The sequence below is a fragment of the Sphingomonas sp. genome, assembly GCF_035490575.1.
GTDB lineage: Bacteria > Pseudomonadota > Alphaproteobacteria > Sphingomonadales > Sphingomonadaceae > Sphingomonas.
Window position 1 is genome coordinate 1 of sequence record NZ_DATJLI010000079.1, and the last position, 24,495, is coordinate 24,495.

At 65.5% G+C, this 24,495-nt stretch carries 28 protein-coding genes; 18 read left to right on the forward strand and 10 right to left on the reverse strand.

All coding sequences use genetic code 11. From position 1 onward, the window contains the following. Together VL973_RS05975 and VL973_RS05980 are read right to left on the reverse strand one after the other, a co-directional pair. The coding region (locus tag VL973_RS05975) for a rod shape-determining protein MreC (RefSeq protein WP_325283117.1) at window positions 1–845 on the reverse strand (845 nt) is incomplete at its 3' end. A gap of 16 nt (window positions 846–861) precedes the next feature. Then, window positions 862–1,902 (reverse strand): rod shape-determining protein, encoded by a 1,041-nt coding sequence (locus VL973_RS05980; RefSeq protein WP_325283118.1) that lies wholly within the window; start codon window positions 1,900–1,902, stop codon window positions 862–864. A gap of 157 nt (window positions 1,903–2,059) precedes the next feature. Between VL973_RS05980 and mutL the strand changes: the two genes are divergently transcribed. The 3 genes from mutL to VL973_RS05995 all read left to right on the forward strand — a co-directional run bounded on the left by mutL (window position 2,060) and on the right by VL973_RS05995 (window position 5,164). Beyond that, on the forward strand, window positions 2,060–3,841 hold the full coding sequence (mutL, locus tag VL973_RS05985) for a DNA mismatch repair endonuclease MutL (protein ID WP_325283119.1): 1,782 nt from the start codon (window positions 2,060–2,062) through the stop codon (window positions 3,839–3,841). A gap of 65 nt (window positions 3,842–3,906) precedes the next feature. After that, window positions 3,907–4,758, forward strand: coding sequence for a class I SAM-dependent methyltransferase (locus tag VL973_RS05990; protein WP_325283120.1), 852 nt, complete (start codon window positions 3,907–3,909; stop codon window positions 4,756–4,758). 76 nt (window positions 4,759–4,834) lie between these two features. Further along, a complete protein-coding gene (locus tag VL973_RS05995) occupies window positions 4,835–5,164 on the forward strand; it encodes an Mpo1-like protein (RefSeq protein ID WP_325283121.1) in 330 nt (109 codons plus the stop codon). Between the two features lie 246 nt (window positions 5,165–5,410). Here the strand turns inward: VL973_RS05995 and rplI are convergent, their stop codons facing one another. The 4 genes from rplI to VL973_RS06015 all read right to left on the reverse strand — a co-directional run bounded on the left by rplI (window position 5,411) and on the right by VL973_RS06015 (window position 7,232). Beyond that, a complete protein-coding gene (gene rplI / locus VL973_RS06000) occupies window positions 5,411–6,007 on the reverse strand; it encodes a 50S ribosomal protein L9 (RefSeq protein ID WP_325283122.1) in 597 nt (198 codons plus the stop codon). Between the two features lie 12 nt (window positions 6,008–6,019). Further along, a complete protein-coding gene (rpsR, locus tag VL973_RS06005) occupies window positions 6,020–6,244 on the reverse strand; it encodes a 30S ribosomal protein S18 (RefSeq protein WP_007403456.1) in 225 nt (74 codons plus the stop codon). After that, complete coding sequence (gene rpsF, locus VL973_RS06010) at window positions 6,244–6,663, reverse strand: 30S ribosomal protein S6 (protein WP_325283123.1); 420 nt, start codon at window positions 6,661–6,663, stop codon at window positions 6,244–6,246. The genes rpsR and rpsF overlap by 1 nt, the downstream gene beginning before the upstream one ends. Before the next feature lie 185 nt (window positions 6,664–6,848). Then, window positions 6,849–7,232, reverse strand: a complete 384-nt coding sequence (locus tag VL973_RS06015; protein WP_325283124.1) for an RcnB family protein — start codon at window positions 7,230–7,232, stop codon at window positions 6,849–6,851. Window positions 7,233–7,419: 187 nt separating this feature from the next. On the opposite strand from VL973_RS06015, the gene fabD reads away from it, so the two are divergent. Continuing rightward, a complete protein-coding gene (gene fabD, locus VL973_RS06020) occupies window positions 7,420–8,355 on the forward strand; it encodes an ACP S-malonyltransferase (RefSeq protein ID WP_325283125.1) in 936 nt (311 codons plus the stop codon). A 10-nt stretch (window positions 8,356–8,365) separates the two neighbouring features. After that, complete coding sequence (fabG, locus tag VL973_RS06025) at window positions 8,366–9,106, forward strand: 3-oxoacyl-[acyl-carrier-protein] reductase (RefSeq protein ID WP_325283126.1); 741 nt, start codon at window positions 8,366–8,368, stop codon at window positions 9,104–9,106. On the opposite strand, the gene VL973_RS06030 is transcribed toward fabG, so the two are convergent. Then, window positions 9,060–10,289, reverse strand: a complete 1,230-nt coding sequence (locus VL973_RS06030; RefSeq protein ID WP_325283127.1) for a glycosyltransferase family 87 protein — start codon at window positions 10,287–10,289, stop codon at window positions 9,060–9,062. The two genes, fabG and VL973_RS06030, sit on opposite strands and share 47 nt — an antisense overlap. 122 nt (window positions 10,290–10,411) lie before the next feature. On the opposite strand from VL973_RS06030, the gene VL973_RS06035 reads away from it, so the two are divergent. The 3 genes from VL973_RS06035 (at window position 10,412) to mltG (ending at window position 13,117) form a co-directional block, all read left to right on the forward strand. Then, entirely contained in the window at window positions 10,412–10,648 is a 237-nt protein-coding gene (locus tag VL973_RS06035; protein ID WP_256507241.1) for an acyl carrier protein, read from the forward strand. A 227-nt stretch (window positions 10,649–10,875) separates the two neighbouring features. After that, the gene (fabF, locus tag VL973_RS06040) at window positions 10,876–12,138 is read left to right on the forward strand and encodes a beta-ketoacyl-ACP synthase II (protein WP_325283128.1); all 1,263 of its coding nucleotides are present in this window, start codon (window positions 10,876–10,878) and stop codon (window positions 12,136–12,138) included. Between the two features lie 10 nt (window positions 12,139–12,148). Then, on the forward strand, window positions 12,149–13,117 hold the full coding sequence (gene mltG / locus VL973_RS06045; protein ID WP_325283129.1) for an endolytic transglycosylase MltG: 969 nt from the start codon (window positions 12,149–12,151) through the stop codon (window positions 13,115–13,117). Window positions 13,118–13,120: 3 nt separating this feature from the next. Here the strand turns inward: mltG and VL973_RS06050 are convergent, their stop codons facing one another. Together VL973_RS06050 and VL973_RS06055 are read right to left on the reverse strand one after the other, a co-directional pair. Then, window positions 13,121–13,900 carry a TSUP family transporter gene (locus VL973_RS06050; RefSeq protein ID WP_325283130.1) on the reverse strand — a complete coding sequence of 260 codons (780 nt, stop codon included), beginning with the start codon at window positions 13,898–13,900 and terminating at the stop codon, window positions 13,121–13,123. 77 nt (window positions 13,901–13,977) lie between these two features. Continuing rightward, on the reverse strand, window positions 13,978–15,198 hold the full coding sequence (locus VL973_RS06055; protein WP_325283131.1) for an NADP-dependent isocitrate dehydrogenase: 1,221 nt from the start codon (window positions 15,196–15,198) through the stop codon (window positions 13,978–13,980). A 142-nt stretch (window positions 15,199–15,340) separates the two neighbouring features. Here VL973_RS06055 and VL973_RS06060 point away from each other — a divergent pair, with 142 nt between their 5' ends. Both VL973_RS06060 and VL973_RS06065 read left to right on the forward strand, forming a co-directional pair. Beyond that, complete coding sequence (locus VL973_RS06060; RefSeq protein WP_325283132.1) at window positions 15,341–16,072, forward strand: phosphatidylserine decarboxylase; 732 nt, start codon at window positions 15,341–15,343, stop codon at window positions 16,070–16,072. After that, a complete protein-coding gene (locus tag VL973_RS06065; protein ID WP_325283133.1) occupies window positions 16,072–16,860 on the forward strand; it encodes a CDP-alcohol phosphatidyltransferase family protein in 789 nt (262 codons plus the stop codon). Before VL973_RS06060 ends, VL973_RS06065 begins: the two co-directional genes overlap by 1 nt. Here VL973_RS06065 and VL973_RS06070 read toward each other — a convergent pair. Beyond that, window positions 16,811–17,032 carry a hypothetical protein gene (locus tag VL973_RS06070; protein ID WP_325283134.1) on the reverse strand — a complete coding sequence of 74 codons (222 nt, stop codon included), beginning with the start codon at window positions 17,030–17,032 and terminating at the stop codon, window positions 16,811–16,813. The two genes, VL973_RS06065 and VL973_RS06070, sit on opposite strands and share 50 nt — an antisense overlap. 265 nt (window positions 17,033–17,297) lie before the next feature. Here VL973_RS06070 and rpsB point away from each other — a divergent pair, with 265 nt between their 5' ends. The 8 genes from rpsB (at window position 17,298) to rseP (ending at window position 24,410) form a co-directional block, all read left to right on the forward strand. Next, window positions 17,298–18,113 carry a 30S ribosomal protein S2 gene (gene rpsB, locus VL973_RS06075; RefSeq protein ID WP_325283135.1) on the forward strand — a complete coding sequence of 272 codons (816 nt, stop codon included), beginning with the start codon at window positions 17,298–17,300 and terminating at the stop codon, window positions 18,111–18,113. Between the two features lie 108 nt (window positions 18,114–18,221). After that, the gene (gene tsf, locus VL973_RS06080) at window positions 18,222–19,154 is read left to right on the forward strand and encodes a translation elongation factor Ts (protein WP_325283136.1); all 933 of its coding nucleotides are present in this window, start codon (window positions 18,222–18,224) and stop codon (window positions 19,152–19,154) included. 110 nt (window positions 19,155–19,264) lie between these two features. Further along, window positions 19,265–19,987: a UMP kinase gene (gene pyrH / locus VL973_RS06085; RefSeq protein ID WP_325283137.1), complete on the forward strand. Its 723-nt coding sequence runs from the start codon at window positions 19,265–19,267 to the stop codon at window positions 19,985–19,987. A 24-nt stretch (window positions 19,988–20,011) separates the two neighbouring features. Then, on the forward strand, window positions 20,012–20,569 hold the full coding sequence (gene frr / locus VL973_RS06090) for a ribosome recycling factor (protein ID WP_325283138.1): 558 nt from the start codon (window positions 20,012–20,014) through the stop codon (window positions 20,567–20,569). Between the two features lie 37 nt (window positions 20,570–20,606). Further along, window positions 20,607–21,338, forward strand: a complete 732-nt coding sequence (locus VL973_RS06095) for an isoprenyl transferase (protein ID WP_325283139.1) — start codon at window positions 20,607–20,609, stop codon at window positions 21,336–21,338. Then, a complete protein-coding gene (locus VL973_RS06100; RefSeq protein ID WP_325283140.1) occupies window positions 21,335–22,126 on the forward strand; it encodes a phosphatidate cytidylyltransferase in 792 nt (263 codons plus the stop codon). The genes VL973_RS06095 and VL973_RS06100 overlap by 4 nt, the downstream gene beginning before the upstream one ends. Beyond that, window positions 22,123–23,280: a 1-deoxy-D-xylulose-5-phosphate reductoisomerase gene (locus VL973_RS06105; protein WP_325283141.1), complete on the forward strand. Its 1,158-nt coding sequence runs from the start codon at window positions 22,123–22,125 to the stop codon at window positions 23,278–23,280. Before VL973_RS06100 ends, VL973_RS06105 begins: the two co-directional genes overlap by 4 nt. Continuing rightward, window positions 23,277–24,410 carry an RIP metalloprotease RseP gene (gene rseP / locus VL973_RS06110; RefSeq protein ID WP_325283142.1) on the forward strand — a complete coding sequence of 378 codons (1,134 nt, stop codon included), beginning with the start codon at window positions 23,277–23,279 and terminating at the stop codon, window positions 24,408–24,410. Before VL973_RS06105 ends, rseP begins: the two co-directional genes overlap by 4 nt. Window positions 24,411–24,495 lie beyond the last annotated feature (85 nt).

A 24,495-nucleotide genomic window follows, 5' to 3' on the forward strand; every position in this document is an offset into this window, starting at 1 on the left:
GGGGGCAGCAGATAGGGGCGCTGGACCAGCGCGAAATCGAGCATGTCAGGATTGGCAAGCGGCCTTGCCTCGGCCGTGTCGCGCGCATTGCGGCGGACGCGCGCGACCGGAATGCCCGGCGGGAAGATGCCGCCCGCGCCCGAAGTGACAAAGATGTCGCCGGCGCGATACGGCATGTTGGCAATACCCGCGACGCGGATTTCGATCAGGCCGTCGCCCCGACCGGTCGCGATCGCCGGCATCCCGTCGCGCACGCGCCGCACCGGGATGATGCTTTCAGGGTCGATAACCAGCAGCACGCGCGCGGTATTCGGGCTGACTTCGAGGATGCGGCCCACCAGGCCCTCCGGCCCGCGCACCGGATAGCCGGCGCGCACGCCTTGCCATAATCCGGCGTTCAGCGTCGCAAAGCGGCGTGTGCTGCTGGCGCTGGCATTGACCAGACGCGCGGCAACGACCGTTTGCGCTTCCCGGTCGCGGACCTGGAGCAGGCGACGCATCCGGATGTTTTCGATCATCACCCGGCGGGCCTGATCGACCAGCCGCTTTTCGGCGGCGCGCTGGTCCTTGAGGCGACGATTCTCGTGCATCACACCGAAATAGCCGCCGACGCCGGGCGGGATATCGGCAATCCCCCGGCGCACCCAGTGCAGGCCGCTGGAAACCGGCGTCGTGGCTTCGCGCAGGATACCGCGCGCCGCGACATAAGCGGGCGGATTGAGGATGGACAGGCCGAGCAGGATCGCGCCGATCAACGCGCCTAGCGTTGCGAACACATAGCCCAGAAACAGGACGAACTGCGCCCGGCGTGAAAAACCCGGACGCCGCTTGCGTGGCGGCGCCATCCGCCCGCCCCCCTTGTCAGACGGCGAGCAGGACGCCGCGGAAAATCGGATCTTCGAGCGCGCGGCCCGTGCCCAGCGCCACGCAGGTCAGCGGGTCCTCGGCGATGGTGACGGGCAACCCCGTCTCGTCACGAAGCACCTCGTCAATGCCCTGGAGCAATGCGCCGCCGCCGGTCAGGACGATGCCCTGGTCGACGATATCAGCGGCCAGTTCGGGCGCGGTGTTTTCCAGCGCGATCCGAACGCCCTCGACAATGGTGCCGACGGGTTCGGACAGCGCCTCCGCGATCTGGCCCTGGTTGATCTGGATTTCCTTGGGCACGCCGTTCACCAGGTCGCGACCCTTGATATGGATCGTCGCGCCGATGCCGTCGGCGGGCGGCTTGGCACAACCCACTTCCTGCTTGATCCGCTCGGCGGTGGCTTCGCCGATCAGCAGGTTGTGATTGCGGCGAACATAGCTGACGATCGCTTCGTCCATCTTGTCGCCGCCGACGCGAACGCTGGTCGAATAGGCGAGACCGCGCAACGACAGCACCGCGACCTCCGTCGTGCCGCCGCCGATATCGACCACCATCGATCCGATCGGTTCGGTCACGGGCATATCGGCGCCGATCGCGGCGGCCATCGGCTCCTCGATCAGGAAAACCTGGCTGGCACCCGCGTTCGACGCAGCGTCGCGGATCGCGCGGCGCTCGACGCTGGTCGAACCCGACGGCACGCAGATGACGATCTGGGGCCAGCGGATGAACTTTCGCCCGCCATGCACTTTCTCGATGAAGTGCTTTATCATCTGTTCGGCGACGTCGATGTCGGCGATCACACCGTCACGCAAAGGGCGGATCGCCTCGATCGTGCCGGGCGTCTTGCCCATCATCAGCTTGGCGTCGTCACCGACGGCCTTGACCTTCTTGACGCCGTTCAGCGTCTCGACCGCGACCACCGAAGGTTCGTTCAGCACGACGCCGCGCCCACGCAGATAGACGACGGTGTTCGCCGTCCCCAGGTCGATCGCCATATCGTGCGACATGAACTTGAAAAATCGCGAGAAAATCATCGACCAACCCATTCTTGCCGCACTGCCGGGACGGCACGCGGACTTGGATACTGCAGCGTCTAGCCGAAACCCGCCGCCTGCCGGAGAAATCCAGCGCCGGAAATGGGATGGCGGTTGCGGGTCGCGGGATGCCGCCGCTTGGGCTAGGACCGGGATCATGTCAATACGTCGCCTGCCTTCGCATCTCATCAACCGCATCGCCGCTGGCGAAGTTGTCGAACGCCCTGCCTCCGCGCTCAAGGAATTGGTCGAAAACGCAATCGATGCAGGGGCTTGCCGAATTTCCATTCGGTTGTCGGCGGGCGGCGTCGACGGGATCGAAGTTGCCGACGATGGCTGCGGAATGGACGCCGCCGCCATGGAACTGGCGCTGGAGCGGCACGCCACGTCGAAACTGCCCGAATCGCTGTGGGATTCGGGCGCGATCGAAGGCGTCGCAACGCTCGGATTTCGCGGTGAAGCGTTACCCTCGATCGCCAGCGTCGCGCGCCTGACGCTGGAAAGCCGGGCGCGCGGAGCCGATGGCTGGCGCCGCGTTGTCGATAACGGCGTATTGCTGGAGGAAGGGCCGGCCGCGCTGCCGCCGGGCACACGGGTGCGCGTCGATGGCCTGTTCGCGCGCGTGCCTGCCCGCCGCAAGTTCCTGCGTAGCGCGCGGTCCGAATATGCAGCGTGCCTCGATGTCGTCCGGCGCCTGGCCATGGCGCGGCCCGAAACCGGGTTTGCGCTGGAACATGATGGCCGCCGCGTCCTGTCGGTGCCGCCGGAGGAAAGCCGACCGGAGCGGGTGGCGGCGCTTACCGACCGCGCGCTGGCCGACAATTCAGTGGCGGTCGATCTTGAGCGGGCGGGTCATGTGCTGGGCGGTGTGGCGGGGCTGCCGACCTTCAACAGGGGTATTGCCGATCACCAGTATCTGTTCGTCAACGGCCGCCCGGTGCGCGACAAACTGCTCGTGGGCGCGGTGCGGGGCGCCTATGCCGAGATGCTGGCACGGGACCGGCACGCGGTGGTCGCGCTGTTCCTCGACGTGCCGGCGGGCGATGTCGACGTGAACGTCCATCCCGCCAAGACCGAAGTCCGGTTCCGCGATCCGGCGCTGGTGCGCGGCCTGATCGTCAGCGGCCTTCGCCGTGCACTGGACGAGGCTGGGCACCGGGTGGTGCAGGCGGCGGATGCGGGTGCGATGGCGAACTGGACAGCCGAGCCGGTTTCGACGGCGGCGCAATCGTCAGGCTGGACAGCCGCCGCCGCGCCGATGCACGACCTGCTCGTCCGCGATGCCCGACCCACCTTTCTGACCCCGCCCCCTGCCGCGCGTGCCGAGCCGGCGGCGATGTCGGTCCCCGCTACGGTTGAGCACCCGCTTGGCGTTGCTCGCGGGCAGGTCGCGCGGACCTATATCGTTGCCGAGGCCGAGGACGGGCTGGTGATCGTCGATCAGCACGCCGCGCACGAGCGCCTGGTGCTGGAACGGATGCGCCGCGCGATGGCCGATGGCAGGGTGCGCGCGCAGGCATTGCTGCTGCCCGAAGTCATCGAACTGGACGAACCCGCCTGCGACCGGCTGGAGGAGCGCGCGAGCGAACTTGCCGAATTCGGTCTCGACATCGAACGCTTCGGGCCACAGGCCGTGCTGGTGCGCGCGACCCCGGCATTGCTGGGTCAGGGCGATGTCGCGGGGCTGGTCCGCGACCTTGCCGACGAACTCGCCGCGCACGATCAGGCATTGTCGCTGAAAGAACGGCTCGATCACGTCGCGGCGACGATGGCGTGCCACGGCTCGGTTCGTGCGGGGCGCGTGCTGTCGGTCGCCGAGATGAACGCCTTGCTGCGGGAAATGGAAGTGACGCCGCATTCGGGTCAGTGCAATCATGGCCGCCCGACCTGGGTGAAGCTGGCGCACGGCGACATCGAAAAGCTGTTCGGACGCCGCTGACGGGGCGGGATGACGCGGTGGCCGGGGCTGGCGCTGTGGCGCTTGCGGCGTTACGCGGCGACGCGATGTCCCGCCGTTCCACCATCGCCGCCCTTGCCCTGACCCTGTTTGCCAGTGGCAGCGTGGCACTCGGTGCGCGGTGCCTGTCACCCGATGTCGCCCGGTGTTCATGGGCATCACTGACCGGCAACGCCCCCAAACTGGACGTGCCGTATCTGGGCACGCGGCCCGAAGCGGTGGAGGCGATGCTGGACATGGCGGGGGCGGGGCCGGGCGACCGGGTGCTCGATCTGGGCACCGGCGATGGCCGCATCCTGATCGCAGCGGCGCGGCGCGGCGCGTCAGGCGTAGGGATCGATATCGACCCCGTGCTGATCGGCGAGGCGCGAGCGGCGGCCGCACGCGCAGGCGTGGCCGACCGGACCCGGTTCGTGACGGGGGACCTCTTCGAAACGCCGCTGGCGGGCCACACGGTGGTGACGATGTTCCTGTTGCCGCGCGTGAACCTGCAATTGCGGCCGCGCCTGTTGCGTGAACTCGCGCCTGGCACGCGTATCGTCAGTCACGCTTTCGACATGGGCGACTGGTCGCCCGACGGGAAACAGCGGGCTGGCGGATCGCGACTGTATCTGTGGCGCGTGCCGGCGATGGTTGCGGGCGACTGGGAATTTGACGACGGCACCCACCTGTCGCTGCAGCAGCATTTTCAGCGTATCGGCGGCACCGTGACGCGCGCCGGAACGGTCGCGCCATTGACCGATGGCCGCATGAGTGGCGCTATCATCCGGTTCACCGCATTGGGGCGAAGCTATCAGGGCGTCGTGAGCGATGACCGGATCGCGGGTGCCGGCTGGCAGGCCCGTCTTTTGTCGAGACAAACCCGACGCGGCAGCGAATTGGCGGCGGCAGAGCGATAAAAGGGCCAACGCGCAAACTTTTGTAAACCGACGCGGCGAGGCTTGTGTCGCCTGCTCGTTGGGATACCCTTAGCGAATGGCACGCATCGCGACTTATGCGGACTTCTGGCGCTTCTATCTGCGCGAACATGCCAAGGCGCGGACACGGCGACTGCATTATACCGGGACAGCATTGACCTTTGTGTTCGCCGGGCTGGCGTTGGCATCGGGCGGCTGGTGGGTGATGGTTCCGGTCGCGGGCTATGGTTTTGCCTGGTATGCCCATTTCCGCGTCGAGCGGAATCGTCCGGCGACGTTCACCCATCCGCTGTGGTCGCTGCTCAGCGATTATCGGATGTTCTTTCTGTGGCTTTCAGGGCGACTTGGCACACATCTGGATGCGGCGGGCGTCGATTCGCGCGGATAGCCGCGTTCATCGTTCGGAAACCTTCGGCCACACCGCGCATTGATGCGGCACATGGTTTTATGAAGGCGTTCAAATGAGCAAGGCTGTTCCCCTGATCCTGTCGCTGATCCCGCTCGCCGCAGTGATCGGTGCGTGTGTTGCCGTCCCCTGATGGCAATGCGTTCCTGATCGAAATGCGATCCAACAGAAAAGGGGCTGGCCGGTCGCCCGGTCAGCCCCTTTTCTTTGCCTTGACGAGACCGGGACTTACGCCTCGGTTTCCTCGCTGGGCTGTTCTTCGTCGCGGGCGATCTCGCCGGCTTCGAGCGTGGGATCGCGGTCTTCGATGAAGCCGCTTTCTTCCTTCTCGAACATCGCGGACATCACGTCGACGCCCTGCGCCTGCATCTCCGCCTCTTCAGGCGAACGTGCGACGTTGACCTTGACGGTCACTGCGACTTCCGGGTGCAGCGCGACGCGAACGTCGTGCAGGCCGATCGACTTGATCGGCTTGTCCAGCACGATCTGCGCCTTGTTCACCTTGTGGCCTTCGGCCTCCAGCGCTTCGACCAGATCGCGCACCGCGACCGAGCCGTAGAGCTGGCCGACGTTCGACGCCTGACGGATGAGCGTGACGGTCACGCCGTCCAGTGCCTTTGCCTCGCCCTCGGCCTCGGTGCGGCGGGTGGCGTTGTCGGCCTCCAGACGCTCACGATTGGCTTCGAACACGCGGCGGTTCGCGTCATTGGCGCGAAGCGCCTTTTTGCGCGGCAGCAGGAAGTTGCGGGCGAACCCGTCCTTCACCGTAACCACGTCACCGATGCGGCCGAGTTTTTCGACACGCTCGAGCAGAATGACTTCCATGGGGTCCGCTCCTTACTTCACGACGTAGGGCAGCAGGCCCAGATGACGGGCGCGCTTGATGGCCTGGGCCAGTTCGCGCTGCTTCTTGGCGCTCACCGACGTGATGCGGCTCGGCACGATCTTGCCGCGCTCCGACACAAAACCCTGGAGCAGGCGCACGTCCTTATAATCGATGCGCGGTGCGTCCTTGGCCGAGAAGGGGCAGCTCTTGCGGCGGCGGAAAAACGGGCGGGCCATCAGTTGTTCTCCCCTTCCTCACGCTCGCGGCGGGGGCCGCGATCACCACGGTCGCCGCGGTCGCCACGATCGTCGCGGTCACGGCGACGTTCACGGTCGCCCTTACGCATCATGACGGTCGGGCCGGCTTCATGGCCGTCGACGCGGACGGTCATGTAGCGGATGACGTCCTCGTTGATCTGGGTCTGGCGCTCCAGCTCGGCCACGACCTCGCCCGGAGCGTCGATTTCGAGCATCACATAATGCGCCTTGCGGTTCTTCGCGATGCGATAGGCGAGGCTGCGAAGGCCCCAGGTCTCGGTCTTGACGACCTTGCCTTCCATCGATTCGACGATCTTCGTGGCGTTTTCCGCCAACGCGTCCACCTGCGCCTGCGCCAGATCCTGGCGGGCGAGGAAGACGTGCTCGTAAAGAGCCATGTCTTCGTTCCTGTCTTGGCCGATCGCTGGCCCATGCGCCCATCGCATGGCCCCTCCGGCTGTCGTCCGTGCAAATATGATCCGGGGCGGAAAGGCGAACCCTTCCACCCCGGATGCAGCACGCTCTTACGGATTTTGCGCCGAAAGGCAAGGGGAGAGGCCGTCCTCCTGCCTCGGCCGGACGCTCAGCGGATCGCCCCTCCGATGACCGCGCCGATCAGGCCCGATGCCAGCGCGACCAGCACCGCATCGTTCCCCGATTGCACCCACTGATAGCCGCGGGGCGGGGCATAGACGCCGCGGTTGCGATAGCTGCGATAGTCGATCTGGCGATAATTATTGGCATAGCGCCGGTCGAATCGCTGGCCGCGCGCCCACTGGCGATTGTTCCACTGGCGGTTATTATTGTGACGGATCACGGTCCGTTCGCGATAGCCGCGACCCCGATCGACGATCACGGTGCGGTTGGGCCGTTCCTTGACTACGCGGTAGCCCTGCGGCGCGGCGCTGGCGATGGTGGGCGCCGCAACCATGGATGCGGCGACGGCGGCGAGCATCAGCTTCTTCATCGGTCGTCTCCTCGTTCAAACCTTGCCGGTCTGTTCCGGCGATGAAGACAATCTGGCGCTCCCTTGTCGCAGCCCTATCGCGACAGGTGAACAAAAGGGTCACAGATTGTCGCAAGGTCGGCGGGACTTGAAAGGTTTCGCCGTTCGGGCGTAGGCGCGGGCGCTTCCACGTCCCAGGAGCGGTCCAATGCGCGCGTTCATCTTTCCCGGTCAGGGTAGCCAGTCAGTCGGCATGGGCCGCGCGCTGGCCGAGGCCAGCCCCTTTGCCCGCGAAGTCTTTGGCGAGGTTGACGAGGCGCTGGGCCAGAACCTGTTTCGCCTGATGAGCGAAGGGCCGGAGAGCGACCTGACGCTGACCGAAAACGCCCAGCCCGCGATCATGGCCAATGCCATCGCGGTGCTGCGCGTGCTGGAAAAAGAAGGCGGCGTGACGCTTTCCGACAAGGCCGATTTCGTCGCGGGTCATTCGCTGGGCGAATATACAGCCCTGTGCGCGGCGGGTGCGCTGGACCTGTCGACCACCGCGCGCCTGTTGAAGCGACGCGGGCAGGCGATGCAGGCGGCGGTGCCGGTGGGTGAGGGCGCGATGGCCGCGCTGCTGGGTGCCGACCGCGAAAAGGCGCAGGCGATCGCCGATGCTGCGGCCGAGGGTGAGGTCTGCACCATCGCCAACGACAATGATCCGTCACAGGTCGTGATTTCGGGCGCGCGCGGCGCGATCGAGCGGGCGGTGGCGATCGCCAAGGATCATGGCGCCAAGCGCGCGGTGCTGTTGCCCGTGTCCGCCCCGTTCCACTGCCCGCTGATGCAGCCGGCAGCAGATGTAATGGAGGAAGCGCTGGCCGCCGCCCCCATCCAGTCGCCGCTGGTGCCCGTTTATGCCAACGTCACGGCGGCGGCGGTCGCCGACCCGGTGGTGATCCGCGCGCTGCTGGTCGAGCAGGTGACGGGCATGGTGCGCTGGCGCGAATCGGTGCTGGCGATGCACGAAGCGGGCGTCGACCACTTTGTCGAGCTTGGCGGCAAGGTGCTGTCGCCGATGGTCAAGCGCATCGCGCCCGACGCCGTCACTGCCAGCATCATCGGCATGGACGATATCGAAGCGCTGCTGAAGACGCTTTAAGGAGATGAAGATGTTCGACCTTACAGGCATGACCGCGCTCGTCACCGGCGCATCGGGCGGCATCGGATCGGCTATCGCGCGGGCGCTGGCGGGGCAGGGCGCGCGACTGGCGCTGTCCGGCTCGAACGCTGACAAGCTGGAGGCGTTTCGCGCCGAGCTGGGCGGCGATCATGTTGCGATGCCTTGCAACCTGTCGGACGGCGCGGTGGTCGACGCGCTGGTGCCGCAGGCGGTCGAGGCGCTGGGCGGCAAGCTGGACATTCTGGTCAACAACGCCGGGGTCACGCGCGACAACCTGCTGATGCGGATGAAGGATGACGAATGGGATCAGGTGATCCGCGTCAACCTTGAAGCCGCGTTCCGCCTGGCCCGCGCGGCGGCGCGCCCGATGATGAAGGCGCGCTTTGGCCGGATCGTGTCGATCACCTCGGTCGTGGGTGCGACGGGCAATCCGGGGCAGGCGAACTATGCCGCGTCCAAGGCGGGGCTGGTCGGGATGTCAAAGGCCATGGCCCAGGAACTCGCCAGCCGGGGCATCACCGTGAATTGCGTGGCGCCGGGCTTTATCCGTTCCGCCATGACCGACGTGCTGCCCGACGCGCAGAAATCGGCCTTGCTGGGCCGTATCCCGACCGGCGACCTGGGCACGGGCGAGGATATCGGCGCCGCGGTCGTCTATCTCGCCAGCCGAGAGGCGGGTTATGTCACCGGACAGACGCTGCATGTGAATGGCGGTATGGCAATGCTGTAAGCGTCGCGCGACGCCAGCACAGCGCCAACAGCCCGAATGTCATCGCGGGCGCGAACGGCAATGCCGTCGCGCTCGCCAATGGCCGCAGGATCAGGGGTGCGACGAAGATGGCGAGCATCGCCAGCCTTTCGTGCGCCACGAAGCCGGTTGAGCGGCCTCGCACCGCCATCCACGCCAGCGGCCATGCCAGCAGCGTCAGGTCATAATCGAGCAGAAACGGCGAAATCGCCAGCGTCCCAGCGACCAGAAGCGCATTCTGGTCCGCCGCCGGCATCCGCTTCCGGGCTGCTCGCCAGATAAGGACGCCGGCAATCGCCGCGCCGATGGCGTGGATCAGGTAACTCGCGGGCACCGATAGCCCGACGACACGTCCTGCGGCGAACAGGCTCACCATCTTGGCAGGCGAAACCAGCCCGGTTTCCAGTGTGACGCGCGCCAACGGTGCGCCGTCCAGGAATCCGCGCCAGGCATCCGGTCCCAGCAACCACAGGCTGACCAGACAGATCGCGCACGCCGACAGGCCCATCGCGATCAGCACGCGCCACGCGCCACGCAGCGCAAACGCAAGCGGCAGCAGCAACGCCAGATGCGGCTTCATCACCAGCGCACCCAGAATGCATCCGGCGAGGATCGGCCGCCGATCCAGCAACAGCAGCCCGCCACCCATCAGCGCGGCGAACAGGAACCCGTTTTGCCCATGGCCGATGTTGATTAGCACTGCCGGAAAGGCCAGCGCGAGCATGGCGGCCCGCCCCGGCGGCCATTGCAGCGCACGCGCCGCGACGGCGACATAGGCCGCGCCCGTCAGCCCCAGCCATGCCGCCAGCGCGGCGCCATAACCGAGCAGACCAAGCGGCAGACAGAGCAGGAGGAACGGCGGCGGATAGAAAAAGGCGAAATAGCCCGCGCCCGGCCCGAACGATTCGATTTGCAGCGCGGCGTGGGCGACCGGATTATAGGCGGTCGCCGGGTCGACCATCAGCGCCGCCCTTGCCGCCGTCCAGAAGCTGACGAAATCGGTGCCGATGGGTTTGCTGTTCAGGTCCAGACCGTTACGCGCCCCCAGAAACCAGCAGCACAGCACCGCGGCGACCGTCACGCCCGCCGCGATTCGCCAGTGATGCAGGCGCGCCTCGTTCAGCCATGGCTGCTGATCGGGGATGGGTTGGGGTCGAGCGGACATCGCACCGCTCATAGCGCGCGGCCGTTGACCGATCGCTAAGCTGAGCGAGCCTCTTGCCAGCCGGAACGTGCGGCTTTAGGGCGTTCGGGAACTCTAAAGATACCCACAAGAGGAATTTGGGAATGAGCGACACCGCCGATCGCGTGAAGAAGATCGTCGTCGAAAATCTGGGCGTCGAGGCCGAGAAGGTGACCGAGGACGCCAGCTTCATCGACGATCTGGGCGCCGACAGCCTCGATATCGTCGAGCTGGTCATGGCGTTCGAGGAAGAGTTCGGCGTCGAAATCCCCGACGATGCGGCCGAAAAGATCACGACCGTTCGCGACGCGATCACCTATATCGACGAGCACAAGGGCTGATTTGCCCCAGCTTCGTTGAAGCATTCGCGGCTTTCCGCCCGTGCCGTTCGGCCGGGCGGAGAGCCGTTTGTTTATCAAGGCGATGCTTGACAGCGCCGTTGGCAGGTCGTTGATCGCAAACCGCGATCGCGACCGCCGTCACGGCAATTGCGACCATCGCGCGGTTGCCGACCGGTCGGCGCCGCCAGGGTTATGGCCCCTGCCGGGCCGCTGAACGGAGAGTCTGAATGCGCCGCGTCGTCGTCACCGGCCTTGGTCTCGTCACGCCGCTTGGGGCGGAAGTGGAGACTGTCTGGAAAAACCTTATCGCAGGCAAATCGGGCGCGGGGCGCATCACCCGGTTCGATCCCACCGATTATAAATGCCGCATCGCGTGTGAGGTGAAGCCCGCCGACCATGAATATGGTTTCGATGCCAACAAGCGCGTCGACCACAAGGTCCAGCGACAGGTCGATCCCTTCATCGTGTTCGGGATCGACGCTGCGGGCCAGGCGATCGAGGACGCCGGACTGACCGACATGACGGAGGAAGAGCGGTTCCGCGCCGGTTGCTCCATCGGCGCGGGGATCGGCGGCTTGCCGGGTATCGAAAGCGAATCACTGGTGCTCGACCGCAAGGGGCCGAGCCGCGTCAGCCCGCATTTCGTCCATGGCCGCCTCATCAACCTGATCTCGGGTCAGGTTTCGATCAAATACGGGCTGATGGGTCCGAATCACGCCGTCGTTACGGCCTGTTCGACCGGCGCGCATTCGATCGGTGATGCCGCGCGCATGATCGCGATGGACGATGCCGATGTGATGCTGGCGGGCGGCGCCGAAGGGGCGATCTGTCCGATCGGCATCGCCGGTTTCGCCCAGGCGCGCGCGCTGTCGACCAACTTCAACGACACGCCTGAAAAGGGCAGCCGCCCTTACGACCGCGACCGGGACGGCTTCGTCATGGGTGAAGGCGCGGGCGTGGTCGTGCTCGAGGAATATGAACGGGCCAAGGCGCGCGGCGCCAAGATCTATGCCGAGGTGATCGGCTATGGCCTGTCTGGCGACGCCTATCACGTCACGGCGCCACATCCCGAAGGGTCGGGTGCGTATCGCGCCATGGAAATGGCGATGCGTAAATCGGGCCTGTCGCTGGCCGACATTGATTATGTCAACGCGCACGGCACGTCGACGCCGCTGGGCGACGAACTGGAGCTGGGCGCGGTGCGTCGCTTGTTCGGTCCGGCGCTGGATGGGATGTCGATGTCCTCGACCAAGTCGGCGATCGGTCATCTGCTGGGCGGTGCGGGGGCGGTCGAATCGATCTTCTGCATCCTGGCGATGCGCGACGGCATCGTGCCACCGACACTCAACCTCGACAATCCGAGCGAGAATTGCGCGGGCGTCGATCTGGTCCCGCACGTCGCCAAGGAGCGCAAGGTGCGCGCGATCCTGAACAATTCGTTCGGTTTCGGCGGTACCAATGCCTCGCTGGTGATGAAGGCAATCGATTGAACCAAATGCGATGAAGCGGGTCGGCTGTCTGGGGCTGCTGCTCGGTCTGGCGCTGGTCATGGCGTTGTTCACGCTGGTCCAGACCTGGAGCGGCGCCGGGCCGCTTGCGGCAGCACGCAACGTCGTGGTGCCGCAAGGCGCGACGCTGACCCGCGCGGCCGAGGAGATGGAGCGCGCCGGCGCAATCACCTCCGCGCGCCGGTTCGTGCTGCTGTCGAAGCTGCTGGGCGGTTCGGACACGATCCGTGCGGGGGAATATGCCGTCCCCGCCGGAATCAGCCAGGCCGACCTGCTGACGCTGATGCAGGAGGGCAAGGTCGTCCAGCGTCTGGTCGCCGTGCCGGAGGGATTGCCCTCGGTGCTGGTGCACGAAGCGTTGATGCGCGCGCCCGGACTGACCGGCGACGTGGCCGTGCCGGAGGAAGGCTCGGTCCTGCCCGACAGCTACAGCTATGAGCGCGGCGAAACCCGCGCCGAGGTGCTGGCGCGGATGCAGACGGCGATGGATCGCTATCTGGCCGATGCGTGGAAACGGCGAAAGCCGGGGCTGGTCGTTAATACCCCGCGCGAGGCGGTGATCCTTGCATCGATCGTGGAGAAGGAAACCGCCAGGGAAGCCGAGCGGCGGACGGTGGCCGCGGTCTATTCGAACCGGCTGCGACAGGGAATGCGGCTTCAGGCCGATCCGACGATCATCTATCCGTTGACCAGGGGGCGACCGCTGGGCCGTCGCATCCTGCGTTCCGAAGTGCGCGCGGTGAACGGCTATAACACCTATTCGATGGCAGGTTTGCCGCAGGGGCCGATCGCCAATCCGGGCCGCGCGAGCATCGACGCGGTGCTGGACCCGGCAGATACTTCCGCGTTGTATTTCGTCGCGGACGGGACCGGCGGGCATGTCTTTGCCGACACGCTGGAGCAGCATAACGCCAATGTGGCGAAATGGTATGCGATCCGCCGCGCGCGGGGAGAGATGTAGCGTTCAGTCGAACAGCGTGCGAACCGGGTTGGCGGGATCGGCCAGCAGCTTCGCCGTCAGCGCGAACGACATGACAACCAGCAGCAGCCGCGCGCCTTTTCCACCATAGCGCAGCGCAAACCACGCCCCGGCCTGATTGCCGAGCACACTGGCGACCGCCATGGTCAGTCCCAGCGCCCACAAAACCTTGCCGCCCGCCATCATCGCGATCAGCCCGGCAAGGTTGGTCGCAAGATTCAGAAACTTTGTGTTGGCAATCGCCCGCACCAGGCCGAGACCGCCCAGCGCGACGAGTGCGGTCGTCAGGAACGATCCGGTGCCGGGGCCGAAGAAACCGTCATAGAACCCGATGCCCGCCGCCACCGTCGTCATGCCCGCGCGACCGAGCAGCGCGTGGCGATCCACCGCGCTCATCGGCGGAGCAAGCAGGAAATAGAGACCCATCGCGATCAGCAGCACGGGCACGACAAACGCCAGGAATGCGGGGTCGACGAACTGCACCGCCGTCGCCCCTGCGGCCGACCCGCCAAAAGCAGCCGCTGCGGGTATAAGGAATGCCCGCAAATCGACATGACCCGCGCGGTAGTATCGAAGGAAAGCCGAAGCAGTGCCGAACGTGCTTTGCAGCTTGTTGGTGGCCAGCGCCGCGACGGGCGGCACCCCGGCGGCCATCAGTGCGGGAATCGTCAACAGCCCGCCGCCACCGGCAATCGCGTCGACACCGCCAGCGAGAAACGCCATCGTGACGATGAACAGAGCCGAATCGAAGCTCAGATCGATCATCGCGATACCTCTCCAACGAACTGGGGCGCCCCGGCAGACCGGGACGCCCCTTGCTTTCATACCGCAAAGCAGCCTGGTTATTTCCAGTCGGCCATCGCCGTTTCGAGGTTGACGCGGATCGCCTCGAAGAACTGCTCGGTCGTCATCCAAGGCTGATCGGGGCCGATCAGGATCGCGAGATCCTTGGTCATCTGACCGCCCTCGACCGTCTCGACGCAGACGCGCTCCAGCGTTTCGGCAAAGCGGGTCACGTCGGGCGTGCCGTCGAATTTGCCGCGATATTTGAGACCGCCGGTCCAGGCGAAGATCGACGCGATTGGGTTGGTCGAGGTCGACTTGCCCTGCTGGTGCTGGCGATAGTGGCGCGTGACGGTGCCGTGCGCCGCTTCGGCCTCGACCGTCTTGCCGTCGGGCGTCATCAGCACCGAGGTCATCAGGCCCAGCGAACCGAAGCCCTGTGCGACGGTGTCCGACTGAACGTCGCCGTCATAATTCTTGCACGCCCAGACGAACTCGCCATGCCATTTCAATGCCGATGCGACCATGTCGTCGATCAGGCGGTGCTGATATTCGATACCCAGTTCCTTGAACTGCGCTTCGAATTCATTCTCGAACACTTCCTGGAAGATGTCCTTGAAGCGCCCGTCATAGGCCTTCATGATCGTGTTCTTGGTCGACAGATAGACCGGCCACTTGCGGTCCAGCCCGTAATTCAGGCTGGCGCGCGCGAAATCGCGGATCGAGTCGTCCAGGTTATACATCGCCATCGCGACGCCCGCCGACGGGAACTTGAACACCTCTTCATCGATCACGGTGCCGTCGTCGCCTTCGAACACCAGGCGCAGCTTGCCGGGGCCGGGCACCTTGTAATCGGTCGCGCGATATTGGTCGCCGAATGCGTGGCGACCGACGACGATCGGATGCGTCCAGCCCGGCACCAGGCGGGGGACGTTCTTCATCACGATCGGTTCGCGGAAAACGACGCCGCCCAGGATGTTGCGGATCGTGCCGTTGGGCGACTTCCACATTTTCTTGAGACCGAATTCCTCGACGCGCTGCTCGTCGGGAGTGATCGTCGCGCACTTCACGCCGACGCCATATTTCTGGATCGCCTTGGCCGAATCGACGGTGATCTTGTCATCGGTCTCGTCACGCTTCTCGACGGCAAGGTCGTAATATTCGAGGTCGATGTCGAGATAGGGGAGGATCAGGCGCTCACGGATCCATGCCCAGATGATCCGCGTCATTTCGTCGCCGTCGATCTCCACGACCGGCGTCTTTACCTTGATCTTCGCCATCAATGTCTCGCTATGCCTGAGGGAGGAATGACGAACCCCCTAAGGGCTGCGCGCACGCGGATCAACCGGGCGGTGCGATGCCGCCCAAGCCCGCCCGCCGCATTTTATTGTATCGCGATGACAGGAGGGATAGACGGGACCGATGCCTTCACTTGAAAAGCCACCGATCGCGACAACGACTGTCAAATGGCGCTTTCCCGCCGTCCATCCGGAGGGGCGCAAATATGTGCTGATCGCGGCCGCGCTTGCTGCGCTTGCCTTGTTCCTGGGGGGCTGGTTCTGGGCCTGGCCGATCATCGGACTGACGATCTGGGTCGCAGCGTTCTTCCGCGATCCGGTGCGCGTGACACCGCAGGGACCGGGGCTGATCGTCGCGCCTGCCGACGGACTGGTGACGATGATCCAGCAGGTCGCGCTGCCGCCGGAACTGGCGGGGCCGCACGGCCTGGGCGACGGCCCGCTGACGCGCGTGTCGATTTTCATGAGCGTGTTCGACGTGCACATCAATCGCACGCCAGTGACCGGCACGGTGCGGCAGGTCGTCTATATCTCCGGCAAGTTCGTGAACGCCGATCTGGACAAGGCGTCGGATGAGAATGAGCGCCAGCACATTATTGTCGAGGCACCCGACGGCACCCGGTTCGGCTTCACGCAGATTGCCGGACTGGTCGCGCGCCGCATTCTCGCCTTTGTGAAGCCGGGCGACATGATCGTCGCGGGCCAGCGGATCGGCCTGATCCGGTTCGGCAGCCGCGTCGATGTCTTCCTGCCGCACGGCTATGCGCCGCAAGTGATTCTGGGCCAGCGCAGCATCGCCGGGGAGACGATCATCGGTCGCCTGAATGCCGAACGTCCCGCCGGGGTGGCACAATAATGGTGCCGCCGCGTCCGGCCCGCACGCGCCGGGGACTCCCGCTTCGTGCGGTCGCGCCCAACGCCGTCACGGCCCTTGCACTATGTTCGGGCCTGACGGGTATCCGCTTCGCGATCGGCGGGGAGTGGGAACGCGCCGTTCTGATGATCCTGCTCGCTGGTGCGCTTGACGGCATCGACGGCCGCATCGCTCGTGCGATCCGTGGCGAGAGCCGGTTCGGCGCCGAGCTGGATAGCCTGTCGGACGCCATCAGCTTCGGCGTGTCGCCGGCGCTGATCCTGTATTTGTGGTCCATGATGGACGCGGTGCGCGTGGGTTGGCTGGCCGCCCTGATTTATGCCGTGTTCTGCGCGCTCCGGCTCGCGCGGTTCAACGCCAATATCGACGTCAAGGATCAACCGCATAAATCAGCCGGATTCCTGACGGGCGTACCCGCGCCTGCCGGGGCGGGGCTGGCCATGTTGCCGCTATATCTGTGGTTCTGGACCGGCGAAGCGGTGTTCCGGTCCCCCTGGCTGGTAACGCCGTGGGTCGCGTTCATCGCGTTCCTGATGGTATCAAGCGTGGCGACCTTTTCATGGTCCTCGCTTCGCCTGCGCCGTAATGTGCGGTTCGAGGCGCTGGCGGTGATGGTGATCTTTGCCGCCGCGATCGTGTCGGCACCATGGCAGACGCTGTCCGCGATCTCCATCGCCTATGTCGTCACCATTCCGTTCAGCATTTCCAGCTATTCGCGGGTCAGGCGACAGCGCGCAAGTTCGCCGGCAACGCCGTCAGCCGAGGGGTAGCGCGCCGCGCCCCGCGCGACGCCAGCGGGGGCAGGGCGCCGACGCGGCTTTGCGTGCCATGCGCCAACAGGCACAGGATACGCGCGCGATAGGGCAGGACCGTGGACAGGATGGTGGCCAGCGCCACCATGAATGCGAACGTGAACAGAGCGAATGCCGACATGCTCATCATCTGACCAACTCCCGAACCTGTCCGGTTCCGTTAACGATTTGATAACCGCGAACCATTTTGCGACGAAACGGTTCCGAAAACCCGTTATGGACGCTATATGTTCCCATTGCGTTCCGTTGTCAAGCCTTGATCGCAAGCGCGGCTTCGGTTAAGGGCGCGCGCTCAACCCGCATGGGAAGCTCAATATACCGGTGCTTCGGGCAGCCTTTCAGGTATGTTCGGGGTCGCTCGCTTCCCAGAGGACTAACCGGAAGGAGAATATCCCATGGCGGCACCCGTCGTCACGCTTCAGCAGCTTCTCGAATCAGGCGCGCATTTCGGCCACCAGACTCATCGCTGGAACCCGAAGATGAAGCCCTACATCTTTGGCGACCGCAACGGCGTCCATATCCTTGACCTTAGTCAGACCGTGCCGCTGTTCGCGCGCGCGCTGGAATTCGTGTCGTCGACCGTTGCTGGCGGCGGCAAGGTGCTGTTCGTCGGCACCAAGCGCCAGGCGCAGGAAGCCGTTGCCGATGCAGCGCGCAAGTCGGGCCAGCACTTCGTCAACCACCGCTGGCTGGGCGGTATGCTCACCAACTGGAAGACGATCTCGGGTTCGATCAAGCGCCTCAAGACGCTGGAAGAGCAGCTTTCGGGCGACACGCACGGCCTGACCAAGAAGGAAGTGCTGAACCTGACGCGTGAGCGCGACAAGCTTGAGCTGTCGCTGGGCGGCATCCGCGACCTGAACGGCATTCCCGACATCATGTTCGTGATTGACGCGAACAAGGAAGAGCTGGCGATCAAGGAAGCCAACACGCTGGGCATCCCGGTCGTCGCGATCCTCGATTCGAACGTTTCGCCCGACGGCATCGCATTCCCGGTTCCGGCGAATGACGACGCCAGCCGCGCCATCCGCCTGTATTGCGAAGCCATGGCGATCGCCGCCACGCGCGGCAACAACCAGGCCGCGATGCAGAGCCAGGATTTCGGCGCGATGGCCGAACCGCCGGTCGAGCCGGCCCTGACCGAGGAAGCGCCCGCTGCGGAGGCGCCTGCGGCAGAAGCACCTGCCGCCGAGGCACCCGCACAGGCCTGAACCGCCTGAACGCGCCAGGTCAGTGGCCGGGCGCGTCACCGATTTGTCATCCGGGCGGGGCAGGGCGCGATGCACTGACCCCGCCCGCATCATAAGAAGGATATGAACATGGCCGAGATCACCGCTGCCGCCGTCAAGGAACTGCGCGAGCGTTCGGGCGCCGGCATGATGGATTGCAAGAAGGCGCTGGCTGAAAACAACGGCGAGATGGAAGCTGCCGTCGACTGGCTGCGAACCAAGGGCCTGGCCGCCGCCGCCAAGAAGTCGAGCCGCACCGCCGCCGAGGGTCTGGTCGGCGTCGCTGTTGCCGGCACCAGGGGCGTGGCGGTCGAGGTCAACTCGCAGACCGACTTCGTTGCGAAGAACGAAATTTTCCAGGGCTTCGTTCGTGACGTGACGGCGATTGCGCTGGAATCGGGCGACGACATCGCCGCGATCAAGGCAGCGCCGATGGCGCAGGGTGGCAGCGTCGAGGACGTGCTGACCAGCAATATCTCGACCATCGGCGAAAATCAGGTTCTGCGTCGCGCCAAGCGCGTTGAAGTGTCGCAGGGCGCGGTGATCCCTTATGTCCACAACGCCGCCGCGCCGGGCCTGGGCAAGATCGGCGTGCTGGTCGCGCTCGAATCGGATGCGGGCGTCGATGTGCTGGAGCCGCTGGGCAAGCAGATCGCGATGCACGTTGCCGCCGCGTTCCCGCTGGCGCTGGACGAAAACGGTCTCGACGCCGACGTGCTGGAGCGCGAGCGCCAGATCGCGACCGAAAAGGCAGCTGAGAGCGGCAAGCCTGCCGAGATCATTGCCAAGATGGTCGAAGGCTCGGTCAAGAAGTTTGCCAAGGAAAATGCGCTGCTGAGCCAGCCGATCGTCATGGACGGCAAAACGCCGGTGGCCGATGTCGTTGCCAAGGCGGCGAAGGACGCGGGCACGTCGATCAAGCTGGTCGACTATGTCCGCTTTCAGCTGGGCGAAGGCATCGAGAAGGAAGAAAGCGATTTCGCGGCCGAGGTTGCGGCGACCGCTGGGCTTCACAAGAACTGACCCGATCGCGCCTTGCCCTTTTATGGGGCAGGCGTAAGTAGGTTGGCATGGCGGCGCGGGGCTTCTAAGGTCCGCGCCGTTTTGCTGCCCCCTCCAGACATCGGAACGCCATGACCCGCCCGACCTTCAACCGCATTCTCCTCAAGCTGTCGGGCGAAGTCCTGATGGGCCAGGGACAATATGGCATCGACCCTGCGACGTGCGAACGCGTCGCGCGTGAGGTGAAGGCCGTGGTCGATGGCGGGCATGAGGTCTGCATGGTTGTCGGCGGCGGCAACATCTTTCGCGGCCTGGCCGGTGCGGCACAGGGCTTTGACCGCGCCTCGGCCGATTATATGGGGATGCTGGCGACCGTCATGAACGCGCTGGCGATGCAGAACGCGCTGGAGCAGCAGGGCATCGACACCCGCGTCCAGTCGGCGATCCCGATGGCCAGCGTGTGCGAACCCTATATTCGCCGCAAGGCGCAGCGGCACATGGAAAAGGGGCGTGTCGTGTTGTTCGCGGCGGGCACCGGCCTGCCGTTCTTCACGACCGATACCACGGCGGCGCTGCGTGCGGCCGAAATGGGGTGCGACGCGCTGCTCAAGGGCACCAGCGTCGACGGCGTTTACGACGCCGATCCCAAGAAGGTGCCGACCGCCAAGCGCTATGACGAACTGAGCTATGACCGTGTGCTTGCGGACAACCTAAAGGTCATGGACGCCAGCGCCGTGGCGTTGTGCCGCGACAGCAACATTCCGATCGTGGTGTTCAATATCCGGGATGAGGGCAACCTGGCCGCCGTGTTGCACGGCGAAGGCACCGCCACCATCGTCCGCCAGCCCGCTTGAAGCAAAAAGAAGGAGAGCCGAACCATGGCCGCATATGACAAGGCCGACCTGGAACGCCGCATGGCCGGCGCGGTCGAATCGCTGAAAGGCGATCTGACGGGTCTTCGCACGGGTCGTGCCTCGACCTCGCTGCTCGATCCGGTGATGGTCGAGGTGTATGGCGCGCAGATGCCGCTGGTGCAGGTCGCGACGGTGTCCGCGCCGGAGCCGCGCATGTTGTCGGTGCAGGTCTGGGACAAGTCCAATGTCGGCCCCGTTGAAAAGGCGATCCGATCGGCGGGCCTGGGCCTGAACCCGATCAACGATGGACAAACGCTGCGCCTTCCCATTCCCGACCTGACCGAGGAACGGCGCAAGGAACTGGCCAAGCTGGCCGGGCAATATGCCGAAAAGGCGCGCGTGGCGGCACGCAATGTGCGCCGCGACGGCATGGACAGCCTGAAGACCGACGAGAAAAAGGGCGTGATGTCGGAGGACGAGCGCAAGCGTCACGAGGGCGATGTCCAGAAGCTGACCGATGCCACCATCGCCGATATCGATGCTGTCGCCGCCGCCAAGGAAAAGGAAATTCTCGGCAAGTGACGGTTCGCGGGGGCATTTACGGGACACAGGCAGGCTGATGGCGACGCAGATCGAACCGCGGCCGGACACAGCAACGCGCCCACGCCACGTCGCGATCATCATGGACGGCAATGGCCGCTGGGCCAAGGCCCGGCGCCTGCCGCGCGCCGCCGGTCACAAGCAGGGGGTAGAGGCCGTTCGCCGCGTCACCCGCGCAGCGCGCGACCTGGGGCTGGAGGTGCTGACCCTCTATGCCTTTTCCTCCGAGAACTGGCGGCGGCCCGAGGCCGAGATCAGCGACCTGATGGGGCTGCTTCGCCATTTCCTGCGCGCCGAGATCGCCACACTGGTGGCCGACAATGTGAAATTGCGCGTGATCGGCGATTATCGGGCGCTGTCCGCCGATCTGGTGGCGATGATCGATGATGCGATTGCCCGAACCGCGGCGAATACCGGCCCGATCCTGGTCATCGCACTGAACTATGGCGCACAGGCAGAGATTGCGGCGGCGGCGCGGCGCCTGGCATGTGCGGTTCGCGACGGCGCGATGGAAGCTGACGCGATCGATGAAACGCGGATCGAGAGCGAGTTGTCCACGCACGACCTGCCGCCGCTGGACCTGATGATCCGCACGTCGGGTGAACAGCGTCTGTCGAACTTCCTGCTGTGGCAGGCGGCCTATGCCGAGTTGCTGTTCGTCGACACGCTGTGGCCCGATTTCGACGGTGCGACGCTTGCCGATGCGCTTGAGGTGTTTTCGCGCCGCCAGCGCCGCTTCGGTGGCCTGTGACCCCGGACGATCGCGCCCGGCGCAAGGCCAATCTGAATCAGCGGCTTGCAGTCGGCTTCAGCCTGCTGACGGTGGCGTTCTGTGCGTTGTGGTGGGGCGGTCTGGCATTCTGGCTGGTGGTCGTGATCGGCGCGCTCATCATGATGAGCGAATGGTCGGCGATGTTCGCCGCGACGCCGCGCGACAAGCGGATCGGGCAATTCGCGCTGTCGATCCCGCTGGCGATCATGGCGCCGATCGCGTCGGGGCCGAGTTTTTTCGCGCTGGGCCTGGTGGTCGGCGCGGCGTTTTTCGTCGGCGCGGCCAGCGGTCGGCGGGAACTTGCCGGGGGCATTCTTTATATCGGCCTGCCTGCGCTGTCGCTGCTGCTGCTGCGGTCACTACCCGGTGGCCTGTTCATTTCGCTCTGGGCAATGGGGCTGGTGTGGGCGTGTGACACGGCGGCGTTCTTTGTCGGGCGATCGGTCGGCGGACCGAGGTTCGCGCCGGCGATCAGTCCGAACAAGACCTGGTCGGGCTTTGTCGGCGGGGTGGTCGCGGCGGCGGTCATGGGGGGCGTGATGGTGCCTTATGGCCTGCCGCTGTGGCTGGCCGTGGCGACGCCGGTGCTGGCGATCGTCTCGGCACTGGGCGATCTTTATGAAAGCTGGCTCAAACGCCGGGCGGGGATCAAGGATTCGGGCACGCTGCTGCCCGGCCATGGCGGGATGCTCGACCGGCTTGACGGTATCGTGCCGGTGGCGCCGATCGCGGCGTTGTTCGTCCTGGCATTGGGCGCGCTGCAATGAAGCGAGTGTCGATCTTGGGCGCAACGGGTTCGATCGGCACTTCGACGCTCGACCTGGTGGAACGCGGCGGCGATGCGTTTCGCGTCGTCGCGCTGACCGCCAATTGCGATGTCGAAGGGCTTGCCGCCGCCGCGCGCCGGACCCGCGCCGAACTGGCGGTGGTCGCTGACGAGCGTTGTCTGCCCGCCCTTCGCGACGCGCTGTCGGGCACCGCAACGCGTGTTGCCGGCGGGGCGGCGGCGGTGTGCGAGGCTGCGCGGGCAGGCGCCGACTGGACGATGAGCGCGATCGTGGGATGCGCGGGCCTGAACCCGACGCTGGCCGCGATCGAGGGCGGCGGCACCGTCGTCATCGCCAACAAGGAGCCGCTGGTTTCCGCCGGTGAGTTGATCCTTGCCGCCGCCCGTTGCTCGGGCGCCACCATCCTGCCCGCCGACAGCGAGCACAACGCGATCTTCCAGTGCATGGCCGGGGACCGTCCCGCCGGTATCCGTCGCCTGATCCTGACCGCCAGTGGCGGGCCGTTCCGCGACTGGAGCCTGGCGCGGATGGCGTCGGTCACGCGCGAACAGGCGGTGGCCCACCCCAATTGGTCAATGGGCGCGAAAATCTCCGTCGATTCGGCGACGATGATGAACAAGGGCCTTGAACTGATCGAAGCGGCGCGACTGTTCCCCGTCGATGAATCGGCAATCGACATTGTGGTGCATCCGCAATCGGTCATTCATTCGATGGTTGAATATGTCGACGGATCGGTGCTCGCCCAGCTTGGGCCGAGCGACATGCGCGTGCCCATCGCCCATACGCTGGCTTGGCCCGAACGGATGCCGACGCCGATGGCACCGCTGGATTTCGTCAGGCTGGGCCGCTTCGATTTCGAGGCGCCAGACCCCGAACGCTTCCCGGCGCTGCGCCTGGCGCGTGAGGCATTGCGGGCAGGGGGCGCCCGCCCGGCGATCCTGAACGCGGCGAACGAGGTGGCGGTGGCGGCGTTTCTCGAACGGCGTTGCGGTTTCCTCGAAATTGCCGCAATCGTCGAGGATATATTGGCATATTATGATCCGCCCGCGCCGCAGGATGTAGCAGCGGTTCTGGCGGTGGATGGCGAGGCGCGCGCGATTGCGGCCGAGCGGGTAAGGGATCGCGTCGCTTGATCGAAAACCCAGGTGTCCTGTTCACCTTTCTTGCCTTTGTCGGTGTCATCGGGCCGCTCGTGTTCATCCACGAAATGGGCCATTATCTGGCCGGGCGCTGGTTCGGGGTGAAGGCGGAAGCGTTCTCCATCGGTTTCGGGCGGGAAGTGGCGGGCTTTACCGACCGCCGGGGCACGCGCTGGAAGTTCGGATGGCTGCCGCTGGGCGGTTATGTCCGCTTCGCCGGCGACATGAGTCCCGCCAGCCAGCCCAGCGCCGAATGGCTTTCGCTGCCGGCGGCGAAACGGCAACAGACGTTTCAGGCCAAACCACTCTGGCAGCGCGCGATCATCGTGGCCGCGGGTCCGGCGATCAATTTCGCGCTGGCGATCCTGATCCTGGCTGGATTCGCTTATGCTTATGGCGTCAGCCGCACACCGCCGGTGATCGGCATCATCCAGCCCGGCAGCCCAGCGGCGCAGGCGGGGCTGGCGGTTGGCGACCGCATCGTGTCGCTGAACGGCCGCCAGGTTGCGACCTTTGACGACATCGCCAATTTCGCCCGGCTTCGCCCCGGTGAAGCCGTGACGATCCAGGTCGAACGAGGGGGGGGCGCCCAGACGCTGAACGCCACGATCGGGGAGGTTCGCGAACGCGACCGCTTCGGCAACGACTATCGCATCGGTCGCGTGGGCATCGGCCCGACCGCGCCGGTGCGGGAACCGGTGTCGCTTATCGAAGCCCCGGCGATCGGCGTCGAACGGACGGGCGAGATCGTCGGGATGATGGTCGACACGATCGGCCAGATCGTGACCGGCCGCCGATCGATGGAGGAACTGGGCGGCCCGTTGCGGATCGCTCAGGTGTCCGGCCAGCAGCTCAGCCTCGGTCTGCCCGAGTTTATCGGCCTCATCGCGCTCATCTCGATTAATTTGGGGTTCATCAATTTGTTGCCAGTCCCGATGCTGGATGGCGGACACCTGCTCTTTTACGCGATCGAGGCGATCCGGCGCCGGCCGGTGGAGCCGCAAGTCCTCGAATGGGCGTTTCGCGGCGGACTGGCGGCCTTGCTGGCGCTGATGCTCCTCGTGACAATCAACGATCTCGGCGCATTCGGCCTTTGGCGCAGCCTGGCCGGGTTGATCGGCTGACGCGCTTCGTGCAGGGGCGTGTCGCCCGTGGACAAGATTTCATTTCGTAACATTTTTAGGTGGGAACGACGGTGACGGCGATCAA

Coding starts and splice junctions, on each gene's coding strand:
- VL973_RS05980 (WP_325283118.1), bottom strand. CDS start 1,902: ATGATTTTCTCGCGATTTTTCAAGTTCATGTCGCACGATATGGCGATC.
- mutL (WP_325283119.1), top strand. CDS start 2,060: ATGTCAATACGTCGCCTGCCTTCGCATCTCATCAACCGCATCGCCGCT.
- VL973_RS05990 (WP_325283120.1), top strand. CDS start 3,907: ATGTCCCGCCGTTCCACCATCGCCGCCCTTGCCCTGACCCTGTTTGCC.
- VL973_RS05995 (WP_325283121.1), top strand. CDS start 4,835: ATGGCACGCATCGCGACTTATGCGGACTTCTGGCGCTTCTATCTGCGC.
- rplI (WP_325283122.1), bottom strand. CDS start 6,007: ATGGAAGTCATTCTGCTCGAGCGTGTCGAAAAACTCGGCCGCATCGGT.
- rpsR (WP_007403456.1), bottom strand. CDS start 6,244: ATGGCCCGCCCGTTTTTCCGCCGCCGCAAGAGCTGCCCCTTCTCGGCC.
- rpsF (WP_325283123.1), bottom strand. CDS start 6,663: ATGGCTCTTTACGAGCACGTCTTCCTCGCCCGCCAGGATCTGGCGCAG.
- VL973_RS06015 (WP_325283124.1), bottom strand. CDS start 7,232: ATGAAGAAGCTGATGCTCGCCGCCGTCGCCGCATCCATGGTTGCGGCG.
- fabD (WP_325283125.1), top strand. CDS start 7,420: ATGCGCGCGTTCATCTTTCCCGGTCAGGGTAGCCAGTCAGTCGGCATG.
- fabG (WP_325283126.1), top strand. CDS start 8,366: ATGTTCGACCTTACAGGCATGACCGCGCTCGTCACCGGCGCATCGGGC.
- VL973_RS06030 (WP_325283127.1), bottom strand. CDS start 10,289: ATGTCCGCTCGACCCCAACCCATCCCCGATCAGCAGCCATGGCTGAAC.
- VL973_RS06035 (WP_256507241.1), top strand. CDS start 10,412: ATGAGCGACACCGCCGATCGCGTGAAGAAGATCGTCGTCGAAAATCTG.
- fabF (WP_325283128.1), top strand. CDS start 10,876: ATGCGCCGCGTCGTCGTCACCGGCCTTGGTCTCGTCACGCCGCTTGGG.
- mltG (WP_325283129.1), top strand. CDS start 12,149: ATGAAGCGGGTCGGCTGTCTGGGGCTGCTGCTCGGTCTGGCGCTGGTC.
- VL973_RS06050 (WP_325283130.1), bottom strand. CDS start 13,900: ATGATCGATCTGAGCTTCGATTCGGCTCTGTTCATCGTCACGATGGCG.
- VL973_RS06055 (WP_325283131.1), bottom strand. CDS start 15,198: ATGGCGAAGATCAAGGTAAAGACGCCGGTCGTGGAGATCGACGGCGAC.
- VL973_RS06060 (WP_325283132.1), top strand. CDS start 15,341: ATGCCTTCACTTGAAAAGCCACCGATCGCGACAACGACTGTCAAATGG.
- VL973_RS06065 (WP_325283133.1), top strand. CDS start 16,072: ATGGTGCCGCCGCGTCCGGCCCGCACGCGCCGGGGACTCCCGCTTCGT.
- VL973_RS06070 (WP_325283134.1), bottom strand. CDS start 17,032: ATGATGAGCATGTCGGCATTCGCTCTGTTCACGTTCGCATTCATGGTG.
- rpsB (WP_325283135.1), top strand. CDS start 17,298: ATGGCGGCACCCGTCGTCACGCTTCAGCAGCTTCTCGAATCAGGCGCG.
- tsf (WP_325283136.1), top strand. CDS start 18,222: ATGGCCGAGATCACCGCTGCCGCCGTCAAGGAACTGCGCGAGCGTTCG.
- pyrH (WP_325283137.1), top strand. CDS start 19,265: ATGACCCGCCCGACCTTCAACCGCATTCTCCTCAAGCTGTCGGGCGAA.
- frr (WP_325283138.1), top strand. CDS start 20,012: ATGGCCGCATATGACAAGGCCGACCTGGAACGCCGCATGGCCGGCGCG.
- VL973_RS06095 (WP_325283139.1), top strand. CDS start 20,607: ATGGCGACGCAGATCGAACCGCGGCCGGACACAGCAACGCGCCCACGC.
- VL973_RS06105 (WP_325283141.1), top strand. CDS start 22,123: ATGAAGCGAGTGTCGATCTTGGGCGCAACGGGTTCGATCGGCACTTCG.